Genomic DNA, 15549 nt, shown 5'->3' on the forward strand with positions numbered 1-15549 from the left:
ATGCTCACCATGTTCGATTCGTTCAAAGCGATCAGCCGCCGTATTGTCGGTGCGTTATTGACTGTGGTGGGGGCCGTCTTTGGCCAATGGCATCCGCCGTTCTGGCTGCGCGCCACCGGCCGTGGACTGGCGAACCTGGGCAGCAAGGCGCGCGCTTATCCGCGTCAAACCGGTGCCGGCTTAGTGGGCCTGGTGTTGCTGGCCGCCGCTGGTTTCTACGGCTGGCACTGGTATTCCAACCTGCCACAGCCGCATACCGTGAGCTACTCGCTGCATAAACCCAACCTCACCGACTACACCCAGCAAACCCCGGTTGTGGATAACTTGCAGGTGCGTTTCGGTGAATCCGTGGCTCCGTTGTCGGCCATCGGCAAACCGGTCACCGAAGGCATCACCCTCAAACCTGCGGTGGCGGGCACCTGGCGCTGGGCGGATGACCGCAGCCTGTTGTTCGTGCCGGAAAAAGACTGGCCCATCGACGCCCATTACACCTTGGATATGGCGAAGAAAAACCTGTTGGCGGATGGCGTGTTGCTGGACCAATACAGCACGCAGTTTTCCACCCAACCGTTCCGCGCCACCCTGGCGCAAAACGAGCTGTATCAGGACCCGTCCAACCCGACACTGAAACAGTTGGTGGCGACCTTCCATTTTTCCCACCCGGTGGATGAAGACAACCTACGCAAGCGCGTCACGGTAACCCTCGGCAAAGGCCTGGCTTACCGCGACGCCCAGTTGCCCAACCGCCCGGAAATCACCTTCGACGAGAAAAAACTCAACGCCTACGTGCGCTCCGCCGCCCTGGCCACGCCACTGGAAAGCACGCCAGTCAGCGCCAAGCTCGACGAAGGCATCAAGGCCCGCGATGGTGGCAACGCCAGCACCGCGCCGCTGGTGTCGGAAGTCACCGTGCCCGGGCGCTATCGCCTGACCTTTACCGGCGCCGAAGTGAGTTTTGTCGACAACGAACGTGGTGAGCCGGAACCCGTGCTGATGTTCAGCAGCTCCAGCGCCGTGGCTGACGAAACCATCGCCGGCAAGGTCCAGGCCTGGCTGTTACCGGAAAAAGCCCAGGACGACACGCGCCCCTACAGCAGCAACGAGATCGACGACGCCCTGCTCGCCCGCAGCACCAAGCTCAACCTGACCCACGTGCCCAGCGTCGAGCCGCTGAACACCCTGCATGCCTTCAAATTCAAGGCCCCGGCCGGTCGGGCCGTGTATGTGCGCGTACCTGCCAACCTAGAAGCCATCGGCGGCTACCTGGCGAAGAATCCTACGCCGTCGCTGATCAGCATGCCGGCTTACCCACGCACCCTGCAGTTCCTGTCTGACGGCGCCTTGCTCAGCCTCAACGGCGAAAAACGCCTGGGCTTCATGGCCCGCGGTGTGCCTGGCGCCCATGTGGAAATCGCTCGCCTGCTGCCCAACCAATTGCAACACCTGGTGGACCAAAGCAGCGGCAGCTTTGCCCGGCCGAACTTCGGCAACGAATACTTCGATCGCATGGTCGAGCGTCAATCGCTGGATATCCCGCTGTCATCCAATGACCCGGCGAAAACCGTCTACGACAACGTGGATCTCAGCCACTACCTCACCGCCAACGGCGGGCGGCGCGGCATTTTCGTGCTCAAGCTCAGCCCGCAGGATGACCCGGCCCCGCGAACGTTCGAGTACGACCGCAGCAGCACCAGCGACCTGCGCTTCATCGTGGTGACGGACCTGGGCATCATCGCCAAGCGCTCCAGCGATGGCAGCCATGACGTGTATGTGCAGTCCATCGGCAATGGTTCGCCGGTGTCCGATGCACAAGTCGACATCATTGGACGTAACGGTCTGCCGGTGAGCAGTGGCCGCACCGACGCCGAAGGTCACGCGCACTTCGCCAAGCTGGATGAGTTGCGCCGTGAGAAAACGCCGCTGATGTATGTCGTCACTCGCGGCAATGACCAGTCATTTTTACCGATCGCCCGTCAGTCCCAGCAACTGGATCTGTCGCGCTTCGATGTAGGCGGTTTGGAAGAAGACGGTGCGATTGATCGCCTCAGCGCCTACCTGTTTACGGACCGCGGCCTGTACCGTCCGGGCGAAACCGCGCACTTGGGCATGATCGTGCGCAGCGGCAACTGGAAAGGCGCCCTGCTGGGCCTGCCGGTGGAACTGCAAATCACCGACCCCCGTGGCCTGGAAGTGATTCGCCAACCGTTGAAGCTGTCCGCCAGCGGTTTTGAAAGCTTTGATTTCCCCAGCAGCGAAGTCGCCCCCGCCGGGGAATACACCGCGACCTTGCAGTTGATCGGCCAGAAGCAGACCCGCACCGACCTGGGCAGCGTGAGCTTCAAGGTCCGTGACTTCGAACCGGACCGCATGAAGGTCAGCCTGAGCCTGCGCGACACGCCGGTGCAGGGCTGGATCCCACCGGATCAGGTGGTCGCCAAGGTCACCGCGATGCATCTGTTTGGCGCCCCGGCGTCCGGCCGTCGTGTGACCGCCAAAATGTCCCTGAGCCCAACACTCGCTGCGTTTGATCGTTACCCGGATTACCGTTTCCGTCTCAACGACTCCCTGGAAGACGCCACCACTGAAGACCTAGCCGAAACCACCGTCGACGATAACGGCCAGGCCGTGCTCGACCTCAACCTGCAACGCTTCGCCAACAGCACCTATCGCCTGCAGGTGATGAGCCAGGTGTTCGAAGCCGAAGGCGGGCGCAATGTGGCGGCGCAAAGTGCCTTGCTGGTGTCGTCCGCACCCTACCTTGTGGGTGTGAAAAGTCAGGACTCGCTGTCGTACGTCGCCAAGGATGCGCCGCGCCAAGTGCAATGGCTGGCCGTCGCGCCGGACCTTTCGCCCCAGGCGGTGGACGGCCTGACTACAGAGGTAGTCGAGCACCGTTATGTGTCGGTGCTGGTGAAACAATCCAACGGCACCTACAAGTACGAGTCGCGCATCAAGAACATCAGCCAGCCGGCCTCACCGCTGCTGATGACCAAGGAGGGCGCCAAGCAGGCCTTGAACACCGGCACACCGGGTGACTTCACCCTGCAATTGAAAGACGCCAACGGCAACCTGCTCAACCAGATCGACTACAGCGTGGCCGGGCGTGGCAACACATCGCGCTCCCTGGAACGCAATGCCGAGTTGCAACTGCGTCTGGATAAACGCAGCTACGCCACCGGTGACGAAATCGCCATCAGCATTCGTGCGCCGTATACCGGCGCCGGCTTGATCACCATCGAACGCGACAAGGTCTACACCCAGCAGTGGTTCAAGGCCGACAGCACCAACAGCGTGCAGCACATCCGTGTGCCGGCAGGGCTTGAGGGCAATGCCTACGTGAACGTGCAGTTTGTGCGCGACATGGGCTCGGCCGAGGTGTACATGAGCCCGCTGTCCTACGGCGTGGTGCCGTTCAGCATCAACCTGGATGCGCGGCGCATGGCCTTGAAGGTTGAAGGCCCGGCGAAGATCGAGCCGGGGCAGATGCTGGATATCAAGGTCAACGCCGACCGCCCAGGTCGCGCGGTGGTGTACGCGGTGGACGAAGGCATCCTGCAAGTGGCGCGCTACCAGACGCCGGACCCGCTGGGCTTTTTCTTCCAGAAACGCGCGCTGGAAGTCGGCACCAGTCAGATCCTTGACCTGATCCTGCCGGAATTCAGCCGTCTGCTCAGTGGGGCGGCGCCCGGTGGTGATACGGAAGGCGCCCTGGCCAATCACCTCAACCCGTTCAAGCGTAAACACCAGCCGCCCGTGGCTTGGTGGTCTGGACTGGTCGACCTGCCAGTTGGCGAAACCGTGCTGAATTACCAGGTGCCGGACAGCTTCAACGGCAAGCTTCACCTGTTTGCAGTGGCGGTAGACAGCGACAGCGTGGGCGTCAGCGAAGCCAATACCGAAGTCCGCGGTCCGATCGTGATCACGCCAAACGTGCCGGCGTTTGTGGCGCCGGGGGATGTGTTCAACGTCAGCGCCGGGGTGTTCAGCAACCTCGACGCGGCGGCAGAGGTGAAGTTTGAACTGCAGACCAGCGATGGCCTGAAGGTACAGGGCGACAAGGGCAGCACCTTGTCCCTGCAACCGCGCAAGGAAGGCACCGCCGAGTTCAAGATCAAGGTCGGTGAAACCCTGGGGTCGGCGGACCTGCGTTTTGTCGCAGTGCTGCCGGACGGCAAACGTATCCAGGTGGCCGAAACCACTTCGATCCGCCCACTGAGCGAACATCGCGTCGCCCTGAGCCTGGGTCGCTTTGAGAGCGCCAGCAAAGAGCTCAAGCCGACCCGCGAGCTGTTCAGCCAATTGCGCGACGTACAGTTGAGTGTGGCGGCCTCGCCACTGGTATGGGCCAACGGCCTCAAGCATTACCTGGACGACTACGGCTACGCCTGCACCGAGCAACTGGTGTCCAAGGCCATGCCGGCGTTGATCTGGGGCGGTAACGCACCTGAAGCCGAACAGGCCTTCGCCAGTGCAGTGCGCATGCTGCGCCAGCGTCAGAACCAGGCCGGGGGCTTTGGTTTGTGGGCAGCAAACCCGGACGTAGCGCCGTACGCCAGCCTGTACGCCACCGACTTCTTGATCGAAGCCAAGGAGCGCGGCTTGCCGGTGCCGGAAGACCTGTTGGTGCGCTCGAATGCGTACCTGACGGATCTGGCCAATGGCCCTAGCGAAGGCCTGTCGGAATTGCGCAACCGGGCCTACGCCAGTTACCTGCTGAGCCGTCAGGGGATTCTGGTAAGCGGCGCCTTGAGCGATATCCGCGAGCGCTACGAGGGCTACTTCAAGGATAGCTGGCAGGACGACTTGGGCGCCGCTTACCTGGCGGCCAGCTACAAGCTGCTCAAGCAGGATCGCCAGGCTGACACACTGTTCCGCAAAATCCCCTGGCGTTCGCTTGTGGATAAGTGGGACAGCGACGGTTTGTACTACGACCCGCTGGTGCACGACGCCGAACACCTGCACCTGCTGGCCCGACATTTCCCAGAGCTGATGGACGCTGTGCCTACAGCGCTGCTGGATAAACTCGGTAAGCGCCTCAACGAGCAGCGTTACAACTCGCTGTCGGCCGCCCTGCTGTTGCGCGCCTTGGACAACTACGGCCAGCGTGCGCAAAGCGACATGACGCTCAAGGCCACCGCCTGGCTGGGGGACAAGCAGCAGCAATTGCTGGAGATGGCCGGCCAGCCACCCCGCGCCGCCGTGCCGGGCGCTACGCAGAAGCTGGTGATGGAAAAATCCGACGGCCCGGCAGCGTTCTTCATGCTCAGCGAAGCCGGTTTCGACAAGGGCGCCAAGCTCAAGCCGATCAACAATGGCCTGGAAATCATCCACGAATACCTCGACCTCAAGGGCGAGCCGGTGAGCAAGGTCGCGGTAGGCGATGAGTTCCTGGTGCGCCTGCGTCTGCGCGCGACCGACCGTGACCAGGTGCAGCAAGTGGCCGTGGTCGACCTGCTGCCGGGTGGCGTCGAGCCTGTGTATAACTTGCCGCCGGAGCCAGAAGCCGCGAGCAGCGAGGAAGGCGAAGAGTCCGAGTACGTGGAAGAGGACAGCCAGGAAGAAGAAAGCTGGCAAGCCCCCATCGGCGAAACCGAGCTGAGCAACTGGCAGCCGGAGTACGTCGATGTGCGCGATGATCGAGTGGTGCTGTACGGTACCGCGCTGCGCGATGTAGGCACTTTCGTCTACCGCGTGCGCGCTACCAACGCGGGCACCTTCAATACGCCACCGGCCTACGCCGAGGGCATGTACGAAACCACCCTGCAAGGGCGCGGCAAAGTAGGCCAGCTTGAAATTACCAAGCCTTAAGCGCCTGACACTGCCGCTGTTCGCAGCGGCGGTGGTCCTGGTGGGGCTGCGGGTGTGGCCCCATGCTCCGCTGGAAAAGGCCGTGACCTCATCGCGGGTGGTGTTGGCCGATGACGGCGCGCTGCTGCGCATGACCTTGGCGGATGACGGGCAATACCGTCTTTGGCTACCGTTGGAGCGGATTTCTCCTTCATTGGTCGAAGCCTTGCTGCTCAAGGAAGACCGCAATTTCTACTGGCACCCGGGGATCAATCCCCCGGCGTTGCTTCGCGCGGCCATCGCCACCTACAGCGGTGGCCAGCGCCAGGGCGGCTCGACCTTGAGCATGCAATTGGCACGGCGCCTGTGGGACTTGAACACCCGCCAGGTGCCGGGCAAGTTGCAACAGATAGCCTTGGCCCTGTGGCTGGAGGCGCGCTACAGCAAGCACGACATCCTTGAGGCCTATCTGAACCTGGCGCCCATGGGAGGCAATATCGAAGGTGCCGAAGCGGCCAGCCGTATCTACTTCGGCAAGTCGGCGGCGCAACTGTCATTGTCCGAAGCACTGGCACTGGCGGTGATCCCGCAACACCCAGGGCGGCGGGCGCGCTTCGGGCCGTCGCTGCAAAACGCCCGGCTGCGCTTGATGAACGACTGGCGCGAGACTTATCCACAGGACCCGCGTAACGACAGTTTGCTGGAGTTGCCCCTCGAAGCACGCGACCGCCAGCACATTCCGTTCCTGGCGCCGCATTTGAGTGAGCAACTGCTGGCATCCCAGCCCGGCACTGAGCTGAACAGCACCCTCAACCTGCCGCTGCAACAATTGCTCGAACGCCTGATTACCGGCTTTATCGCCGAACGGCGCAGTACAGGTGTGGAAAACGCCACGGCGATCTTGATCGACAGTCGCGACCAGAGCGTCAAGGCATTGGTCGGGTCGGCGGATTACTTATCCACAAGCCTTCACGGCCAGGTCAATGGCGTGCTGTCGCGGCGCTCGCCAGGGTCGACACTCAAGCCGTTCCTGTACGGGCTGGCGCTGGACCAAGGGGTGATCCACCCCATGAGCATCCTCAAGGACCTGCCGAGTAACTTCGGCTACTTCCAACCGGAAAATTTCGACGGCAGTTTTGTCGGGCCACTGACAGCGCGGGATGCGCTGATCCGTAGTCGCAACATCCCGGCGGTGTGGCTCGCCAGCCAGGTCAAGTCACCCTCTTTGTATGGACTGTTGCAACGCGCCGGGATCAAAGGCCTGCGAGACGAAAGCCATTACGGCCTGGCCCTGGCCCTCGGTGGGGGTGAAATGACCCCGGAAGAGCTGGCGCGGCTGTATGTGATGCTGGCCGGTGATGGGCATCTGCGGCCGTTGCGCTATTTGCAGGAACAGCCCCAGACCACCGGCGCCCAACTGCTGACGCCCCAGGCAGCGTTCATGGTGCGCGACATGCTGCGTCGTAACCCACGCCCGGATGGCCTGCCTGGACGTCACTGGCGCACCGCCTGGAAAACCGGCACCTCCTGGGGTTTTCACGATGCGTGGAGTGCAGGACTGGTCGGCCCCTACGTGCTGGTGGTGTGGGTGGGCAACTTCGATGGTCGTCCAAACCCAGCCTTCATCGGGGCCAAGACCGCCGCGCCGTTGTTCTTCCGCATCGCCGACGCCCTGCCTTTGGCCTTGCCCAACGTGGTGATCAAAACCGACAAACCGCCCGCCGGATTAGTACGCATTGCTGTCTGCGCCGCGTCCGGCGAGTTGCCCAACCGCTGGTGCCCGCAAACCCGCAAGACCTGGTACATCCCCGGCGTATCGCCGATTCGCGTGTCGAACCTGCACCGCCCGGTGCTGATCGACACCCGCACCGGCAAGGCCGCCTGCCCGCCGTTTGACGCGCAATACACCCGCGAAGAAGTCTTCGAATTCTGGCCCAGCGACGTGCAACGCCTGTACCGCGCCGCCGGCCTGCCGCGACGTACCCCGCCAACCGTGATGAAAAACTGCCAGCCCAACCGCCTCAGCGACCAGAGCGAAGCCCCGCAGATCCGCTCGCCACTGACCCAGGTGAGCTATCAACTGCGCCTGTCCCAGCCCCAGGAAAGCATCCCGCTGAATGCCAACGCCGCCAGCGATGCAACGACGCTGTACTGGTTTGCCGATCAAACCCTGATCGGCCAGGGGCCACCGCAAACCACGTTGAATTGGCGGCCGGGCAAGTCGGGGGAGTATCGGTTGCGGGTCAGTGATGATCAGGGGCGCAGTGCGAGCCGGGGGTTGCGGGTGGAGTTTGTGCCTTAGGAGTGGTTGTCGCACTCAAGCAAGCTCAACGTAGCTTGACTCCCCGCCTCCCGTCGCCCCCGACAACCAACCCCAGACAAAACTCAGCGTGGTAACCCCGGCAACATCCAAGCCGACCGTGCCACGCGACCAACCGGACAGCAGCTCACCGTCCAAGGTCAGGCACTGAAACAGCAATTCGATAGTGTCCGGGCCTGTCACTCGTCCCACTTGCGTGCCCAGGCGAATGCGCCCGCCTTGGTAAGTGCTGGAGATGGCATCACCCTCGACAAGGTAATGAAACACCGTGCCCGAGCCGGAAAGCCCCTGGGCATTGTTGGCGACGGTGAAGCGACGGTTGTTCAAGCGTTGGTGAAGCTGGGAGGGGGTTTGCATTGAGGGCGCGTCCTTTCGCGGGAGCCTGGAGACCCGGGCGGGCCTCCAGGGTGTGGCGGATTACTCCACGGTCACCGACTTCGCTAGGTTACGCGGCTGGTCGACGTCAGTACCCTTGAGCACGGCGACGTAGTACGAGAGCAACTGCAGCGGGATGGTGTAGAGGATCGGCGACAGGGTGTCGTTGATGTGCGGCATGTTGATGACGTGGGTGCCTTCACCGTTGGTCATGCCGGCTTTTTCGTCGGCGAACACCACCAGTTGGCCGCCACGGGCGCGGACTTCCTGCAGGTTGGACTTGAGCTTCTCCAGCAGTTCGTTGTTCGGCGCCACGGTAACCACCGGCATGTCGTCATCCACCAGGGCCAATGGGCCATGCTTGAGTTCACCGGCCGGGTAGGCTTCGGCGTGGATGTATGAGATTTCCTTGAGCTTGAGCGAACCCTCCATCGCCACCGGGTATTGCGCGCCACGGCCGAGGAACAGGGTGTGGTTCTTGTCGGCGAACAGCTCGGCGACTTTTTCCACGGTGCTGTCCATGGCCAGGGCTTCGCCCAGACGGGTCGGCAGGCGGCGCAATTCTTCGACCAGCGTGGCTTCAACGCCTTCGGCCAGGGTGCCGCGCACTTGACCCAGGGACAGGGTCAGCAGCAACAGACCCACCAGCTGGGTGGTGAAGGCTTTGGTGGACGCCACACCAATTTCACGACCGGCCTGGGTCAGCAGGGTCAGGTCGGACTCACGCACCAGGGAGCTGATGCTGACGTTGCAGATCGCCAGGCTGGCCAGGAAGCCCAGCTCCTTGGCATTGCGCAGGGCGGCCAGGGTGTCGGCGGTTTCGCCGGACTGGGAGATGGTCACGAACAGGGTGTCGGGCTGCACCACCACCTTGCGGTAGCGGAATTCGCTGGCGACTTCGACCTGGCACGGGATGCCGGCCAGTTCTTCCAGCCAGTAACGCGCAACCATGCCAGCGTGGTAGCTGGTGCCACAGGCAACGATCTGCACGTTCCGCACTTTGGCGAACAGCTCGGCGGCCTGTGGGCCGAAGGCGTTGACCAGCACTTGGTTCTGGCTCAGGCGACCTTCCAGGGTGCGTTGCACCACCGCTGGCTGCTCGTGGATTTCCTTGAGCATGAAGTGGCGGTATTCACCTTTGTCGGCCGCTTCGGCGCCGTCGCGGTATTGCACGGCTTCGCGCTCGACGGACTGACCGTTAACGTCCCAGATCGCCACGCTTTCACGGCGGATGTCGGCGATATCGCCTTCTTCCAGGTACATGAAGCGGTCGGTGACCTGGCGCAGGGCCAATTGGTCGGAGGCGAGGAAGTTTTCGCCCAGGCCCAGGCCGATCACCAGCGGGCTGCCACTGCGAGCAGCGACTACGCGGTCCGGTTGGCTGGCACTGACCACGGCCAGGCCGTAAGCGCCGTGAAGCTCTTTGACGGTGGCCTTGAGGGCAACGGTCAGGTCGCCCAGATCCTTGAGTTTATGGTTGAGCAGATGGGCGATGACTTCAGTGTCGGTGTCCGAAGTGAACACGTAGCCCAGGCCCTTGAGTTGTTCACGCAGCACTTCGTGGTTTTCGATGATGCCGTTGTGCACCACGGCCAGGTCGCCCGAGAAGTGCGGGTGGGCGTTGCGTTCGCAGGGCGCACCGTGAGTCGCCCAACGGGTGTGGGCAATACCCAGGCGGCCAACCAGCGGCTCGCCGGCCAGGGCCTGCTCCAACTCGCTGACCTTGCCCGGACGGCGCATGCGCTCCAGCTTGCCGGCGTTGGTGAAGACCGCCACACCAGCGCTATCATAGCCGCGGTATTCCAGGCGCTTGAGGCCTTCGAGCAGGATCGGGGTGATGTTGCGTTCAGCGACTGCGCCTACGATGCCACACATGGTGTTTCTCCTAGATGATTGCCGCGCATATCAGCGTAATGCCGCGGGCTTGGATCTGGTCGCGGGCCTCAAGCGGCAGGCGATCATCGGTGATAAGGGTATGGACGCTGCTCCAGGGCAGTTCCAGGTTGGGAATCTTGCGGCCGATCTTGTCGGATTCGACCATCACTACCACTTCACGGGCGACCTCGGCCATGACGCGGCTCAGGCCCAGCAATTCGTTGAAGGTGGTGGTGCCGCGTTCCAAGTCGATGCCGTCGGCACCGATGAACAGTTGATCGAAGTCGTAAGAACGCAGCACCTGCTCGGCAACCTGGCCCTGGAACGAGTCCGAATGCGGATCCCAGGTGCCGCCGGTCATCAACAGCACCGGCTCGTGTTCCAGTTCGCTCAAGGCGCGGGCCACGTGCAGGGAGTTGGTCATCACCACCAGGCCTGGCTGGTGGCCCAGTTCGGGGATCATGGCGGCGGTGGTGCTGCCACTGTCGATGATGATGCGAGCGTGTTCACGCAGGCGCATCACGGCGGCACGGGCGATGGCGCGCTTGTACACCGAGATGGGCTGGGCAGCGTCGCCCACCAACTCCTGGGGCATGGTGATGGCGCCCCCGTAGCGACGCAGCAGCAGGCCGTTGCTTTCGAGTGCGGCCAGGTCCTTACGGATCGTAACTTCCGACGTCTCGAAACGCTTGGCCAATTCGTCCACGCTGACTTCGCCCTGTTCATTGAGCAAGGTCAGGATGTTGTGGCGTCGTTGGGGTGTATTTCGTTTCGACATTTTGACTTTAAGTTTCGTTTCGAAAGATAACGAAAGCAATCAAAACCTATTGCCGAAAGATCGTCAAGCGGGAGACACAAAAAAACCTGTAGGAGCCGGCTTGCCGGCGATAGCGTCGCTTTGTTCGGCGGTGAACATTCGGGCGCTATCGCTGGCAAGCCGGCTCCTACAGGTTGTGCGGGTTGTGGATAACTCAAGTCTTTTTGATTTTGACCGGGCGCTTCCAGCCGTCGATGTTGCGTTGGCGGGCGCGGGCTACCGCCAGTTGAGACTTATCCACATCCTGGTTGATGGTTGAGCCCGCTGCGGTGTTCGAGCCATCTCCGATAGAAACGGGGGCGATCAGCGAGTTGTTGGAGCCGATAAATACGTCTTCACCAATGGTAGTCTGGTACTTGTTCGCGCCGTCGTAATTACAGGTAATGGCACCAGCGCCAATGTTGCTGCGAGCCCCAATCACCGCATCACCGAGGTAGGCCAAGTGGCCGGCCTTCGCATCGTCACCCATTTTGGCGTTTTTCAGCTCTACGAAATTGCCCACGTGCGCCCTGGCGCCCATGACGGTTCCGGGGCGCAGTCGCGCAAACGGACCCGCATCGCTGCCCTCCCCCATCACCGCACCGTCCAAGTGACTGTTGGCCTTGACCACCACGCCTTTGCGCAGGGTACTGTCCTTGATCACGCAGTTAGGGCCAATCACCACGTCGTCCTCGATGATCACGCGGCCTTCGAGGATCACGTTGATGTCGATCAGCACATCGCGGCCGACGGTCACTTCACCGCGTACATCGAAGCGTGCCGGGTCACGCAAGGTCACGCCTTGGGCCATCAGGCGACGGCCTTCGCGCAATTGGTAGTGACGTTCCAGTTCGGCGAGTTGCTTGCGGTCGTTGGCGCCCTGCACTTCCATCGGGTCGTGGGGCTGCTCGGTGGCGACCAGCAGGCCATCGCTTACTGCCATCTCGATGACGTCGGTGAGGTAGTACTCGCCCTGGGCGTTGTTATTGGACAGGCGGCTCATCCAGTCGCCGAGCTTATCGGCGGGGACCGCCAGGATCCCGGTGTTGCCCTCGGTAATGGCGCGCTGGGCTTCGCTGGCATCTTTGTGCTCGACAATAGCGGCAACCTTGCCATCGGCGTTACGCACGATGCGCCCGTAACCGGTGGGATCATCCAGTTCAACCGTCAGCAGGCCCATCTGGCCAGGCACGACGTGCTTGAGCAGGCGTTGCAGGGTTTGGACTTCGATCAGCGGTACGTCGCCGTAGAGGATCAGCACAGTGTCGGCGGTGATGAACGGCACGGCTTGGGCGGTGGCATGGCCGGTGCCCAGTTGTTTGTCTTGCAATACGAAATTCAGATCGTCCGCGGCGAGGCGCTCACGTACCACATCGGCGCCATGGCCGATCACTACATGAATGCGTTGCGGATCGAGTTGCCGGGCGCTGTGGATAACATGGCCCAGCATGGAATTGCCGGCAACCGGGTGCAGCACCTTGGGCAGGGCCGAACGCATGCGGGTGCCCTGGCCTGCGGCGAGAATGACGATTTCAAGAGACATGAGTGGCTACCAATCCTGGGCGGTCCGGCTTCAGACCAAAGAAGTGTTGTGCTGAAAAAGAAAAAGGGTAGCCGAGGCTACCCTTTTTAATCAATCGCGCATGAAGCATGACGGCGTGGCCGGTTACTTCTTGCGGATCTGCTGGAGCGTGCGCAGCTGAGCTGCAGCCTCGGCCAGACGTACAGCAGCAGCGCTGTAGTCGAAGTCCGCACCCTTTTCGTTCAGGGCCTTCTCAGCAGCCTTGACGGCTTCCTGAGCGGAGGCTTCATCCAGGTCGCCAGCACGTTGCACGGTGTCGGCAAGAACCTTGACCATGTTCGGCTGAACCTCGAGGAAACCACCAGAGATGTAAAACACCTCTTTTTCCCCGCCTTGCTTGGTCAGAGTGATCGGACCTGGCTTCAAGCTGGTGATCAACGGCGCGTGACCCATGGCAATACCAAGGTCACCGAGTTCGCCGTGTGCAATCACCATCTCTACCAGACCGGAGAAGATTTCCCCTTCCGCGCTGACGATATCGCAATGGACTGTCATAGCCATCTGATTGCCTCAACCTGATGAGCGCCCGTTTCCGGGCGCCTGGATTACAGTTTCTTGGCTTTCTCGATCGCTTCTTCGATGCCGCCGACCATGTAGAACGCTTGTTCTGGCAGGTGGTCGTAGTCACCGTTGAGGATGCCTTTGAAGCCAGCAATGGTGTCTTTCAGGGAAACGTATTTACCCGATGCACCGGTGAAGACTTCAGCCACGAAGAACGGCTGCGACAAGAAACGCTGGATCTTACGAGCACGGTTTACCAACTGCTTGTCGGCTTCCGACAGCTCGTCCATACCCAGGATCGCAATGATGTCCTTCAGTTCTTTGTAACGCTGCAGCACGTACTGAACGCCGCGAGCGGTGTCGTAGTGCTCCTGGCCGATCACGTTCGGGTCCAGCTGGCGCGATGTCGAGTCGAGTGGATCGACCGCTGGGTAGATACCCAGGGAAGCGATGTCACGGGACAGAACGACGGTGGCGTCCAAGTGGGCGAAGGTGGTCGCTGGCGACGGGTCGGTCAAGTCATCCGCAGGTACGTATACCGCTTGGATCGACGTGATCGAACCTTCCTTGGTCGAAGTGATACGTTCTTGCAGAACGCCCATCTCTTCAGCCAGGGTCGGCTGGTAACCTACTGCGGAAGGCATACGGCCCAGCAGTGCGGATACTTCAGTACCGGCCAGGGTGTAACGGTAGATGTTGTCGACGAACAGCAGAACATCGTTACCTTCGTCACGGAACTTCTCGGCCATGGTCAGGCCGGTCAGTGCTACGCGCAGACGGTTACCCGGCGGCTCGTTCATCTGACCGTAAACCAGTGCCACTTTGTCCAGAACGTTGGAGTCCTTCATCTCGTGGTAGAAGTCGTTACCCTCACGGGTACGCTCACCCACACCGGCGAACACGGAATAACCGCTGTGCTCGATGGCGATGTTACGGATCAGTTCCATCATGTTTACGGTCTTGCCTACACCGGCACCACCGAACAGACCGACTTTACCGCCTTTGGCGAACGGGCAAACCAGGTCGATAACCTTGATGCCGGTTTCCAGCAGGTCGTTGCCGCCAGCTTGTTCCGCGAACGAAGGTGCTGGACGGTGAATGCCCCAACGCTCTTCGGTGTCGATCGGACCAGCTTCGTCAATCGGGTTGCCCAGTACGTCCATGATCCGGCCCAGGGTCGCTTTACCGACCGGTACGGAGATGGCTGCGCCAGAGTCGACAACGTCCAGACCGCGCTTCAAGCCTTCGGTGGAACCCATCGCAATGGTACGAACTACGCCGTCGCCCAGCTGCTGCTGAACTTCCAGGGTAGTGTCCGCGCCTTGTACTTTCAGCGCGTTGTAGATGCTCGGTACGCTGTCGCGTGGAAATTCCACGTCGATAACGGCGCCGATGATTTGAACGATACGTCCGCTACTCATAGCTGGATCCTCTGAATATTTGAACCGTTAAACCGCGGCAGCGCCGCCGACGATTTCCGAGATCTCTTGGGTGATCGCAGCCTGACGCGCCTTGTTGTAGATCAGCTGCAAATCGCTGATCAGATCACCGGCGTTATCGGTAGCGTTTTTCATCGCGATCATCCGCGCCGCTTGTTCAGCTGCGTTGTTCTCGACCACCGCCTGGTACACCTGCGACTCCACGTAGCGCACCATCAAGCCGTCAAGCAGCTCTTTGGCGTCTGGTTCGTAGAGGTAGTCCCAGTGGTGCTTGAGTTCCTGATCCGGAGTCGCCACCAGTGGAATCAATTGCTCCACGGTTGGCTGCTGGGTCATGGTGTTGATGAACTTGTTGGATACCACGGAGAGGCGGTCAATCCGGCCTTCCAGGTATGCATCCAGCATCACCTTCACACTGCCGATCAAATCGTTGATCGACGGCTCTTCACCCAGGTGGCTGATAGCTGCTACGACGTTGCCGCCGAAGTTGCGGAAAAAGGCCGCACCCTTGCTACCAACTACACACAGATCAATCTCGACGCCGTTTTCGCGGTTTACCGCCATGTCCTTGACCAGGGCCTTGAACAGGTTGGTATTCAAACCACCGCACAAACCACGGTCACTGCTCACAACCACATAACCCACACGCTTAACTTCGCGCTCGATCATGAATGGGTGGCGGTATTCCGGGTTGGCGTTGGCCAGATGCCCAATTACCTGGCGGATACGCTCCGCATAAGGACGGCTAGCAGCCATGCGCATTTGTGCCTTGCGCATTTTGCTGACCGCCACTTTTTCCATGGCGCTGGTAATCTTTTGCGTGCTTTTGATGCTCGCAATCTTACTGCGAATCTCTTTTGCGCCTGCCATGTAA

General features: G+C 61.3%; 9 protein-coding genes. 2 read left to right on the forward strand and 7 right to left on the reverse strand.

Annotated elements, in window-relative coordinates:
- Window positions 1-9: 9 nt before the first annotated feature.
- A complete protein-coding gene (locus RB216_RS29255; RefSeq protein ID WP_308908161.1) occupies window positions 10-5808 on the forward strand; it encodes an MG2 domain-containing protein in 5799 nt (1932 codons plus the stop codon).
- Window positions 5789-8089 carry a penicillin-binding protein 1C gene (gene pbpC, locus RB216_RS29260; protein ID WP_308908162.1) on the forward strand — a complete coding sequence of 767 codons (2301 nt, stop codon included), beginning with the start codon at window positions 5789-5791 and terminating at the stop codon, window positions 8087-8089. Before RB216_RS29255 ends, pbpC begins: the two co-directional genes overlap by 20 nt.
- Window positions 8090-8104: 15 nt before the next feature.
- On the opposite strand, the gene RB216_RS29265 is transcribed toward pbpC, so the two are convergent.
- The 7 genes from RB216_RS29265 to atpG all read right to left on the reverse strand — a co-directional run bounded on the left by RB216_RS29265 (window position 8105) and on the right by atpG (window position 15545).
- On the reverse strand, window positions 8105-8464 hold the full coding sequence (locus tag RB216_RS29265; protein WP_308908163.1) for an avidin-fold protein: 360 nt from the start codon (window positions 8462-8464) through the stop codon (window positions 8105-8107).
- Window positions 8465-8524: 60 nt separating this feature from the next.
- A complete protein-coding gene (glmS, locus tag RB216_RS29270) occupies window positions 8525-10357 on the reverse strand; it encodes a glutamine--fructose-6-phosphate transaminase (isomerizing) (protein ID WP_033900499.1) in 1833 nt (610 codons plus the stop codon).
- A 10-nt stretch (window positions 10358-10367) separates the two neighbouring features.
- Window positions 10368-11135 carry a DeoR/GlpR family DNA-binding transcription regulator gene (locus RB216_RS29275; RefSeq protein WP_028618576.1) on the reverse strand — a complete coding sequence of 256 codons (768 nt, stop codon included), beginning with the start codon at window positions 11133-11135 and terminating at the stop codon, window positions 10368-10370.
- 193 nt (window positions 11136-11328) lie between these two features.
- Window positions 11329-12696, reverse strand: a complete 1368-nt coding sequence (gene glmU, locus RB216_RS29280; RefSeq protein WP_028618577.1) for a bifunctional UDP-N-acetylglucosamine diphosphorylase/glucosamine-1-phosphate N-acetyltransferase GlmU — start codon at window positions 12694-12696, stop codon at window positions 11329-11331.
- 123 nt (window positions 12697-12819) lie between these two features.
- Window positions 12820-13236, reverse strand: coding sequence for a F0F1 ATP synthase subunit epsilon (locus RB216_RS29285; RefSeq protein WP_003177061.1), 417 nt, complete (start codon window positions 13234-13236; stop codon window positions 12820-12822).
- A gap of 44 nt (window positions 13237-13280) precedes the next feature.
- A complete protein-coding gene (atpD, locus tag RB216_RS29290) occupies window positions 13281-14657 on the reverse strand; it encodes a F0F1 ATP synthase subunit beta (RefSeq protein ID WP_010207684.1) in 1377 nt (458 codons plus the stop codon).
- A gap of 27 nt (window positions 14658-14684) precedes the next feature.
- On the reverse strand, window positions 14685-15545 hold the full coding sequence (atpG, locus tag RB216_RS29295; protein WP_028618578.1) for a F0F1 ATP synthase subunit gamma: 861 nt from the start codon (window positions 15543-15545) through the stop codon (window positions 14685-14687).
- Window positions 15546-15549 lie beyond the last annotated feature (4 nt).

The organism is Pseudomonas canadensis (assembly GCF_030980095.1).
Taxonomy (GTDB): Bacteria; Pseudomonadota; Gammaproteobacteria; order Pseudomonadales; family Pseudomonadaceae; genus Aquipseudomonas; species Aquipseudomonas canadensis.

What these genes read in the sequence shown, in the direction of transcription:
- RB216_RS29255 (WP_308908161.1), top strand. Translation starts at nt 10, where the DNA reads ATGTTCGATTCGTTCAAAGCGATCAGCCGCCGTATTGTCGGTGCGTTA.
- atpD (WP_010207684.1), bottom strand. Translation starts at nt 14,657, where the DNA reads ATGAGTAGCGGACGTATCGTTCAAATCATCGGCGCCGTTATCGACGTG.
- RB216_RS29265 (WP_308908163.1), bottom strand. Translation starts at nt 8,464, where the DNA reads ATGCAAACCCCCTCCCAGCTTCACCAACGCTTGAACAACCGTCGCTTC.
- atpG (WP_028618578.1), bottom strand. Translation starts at nt 15,545, where the DNA reads ATGGCAGGCGCAAAAGAGATTCGCAGTAAGATTGCGAGCATCAAAAGC.
- RB216_RS29285 (WP_003177061.1), bottom strand. Translation starts at nt 13,236, where the DNA reads ATGGCTATGACAGTCCATTGCGATATCGTCAGCGCGGAAGGGGAAATC.
- glmS (WP_033900499.1), bottom strand. Translation starts at nt 10,357, where the DNA reads ATGTGTGGCATCGTAGGCGCAGTCGCTGAACGCAACATCACCCCGATC.
- glmU (WP_028618577.1), bottom strand. Translation starts at nt 12,696, where the DNA reads ATGTCTCTTGAAATCGTCATTCTCGCCGCAGGCCAGGGCACCCGCATG.
- RB216_RS29275 (WP_028618576.1), bottom strand. Translation starts at nt 11,135, where the DNA reads ATGTCGAAACGAAATACACCCCAACGACGCCACAACATCCTGACCTTG.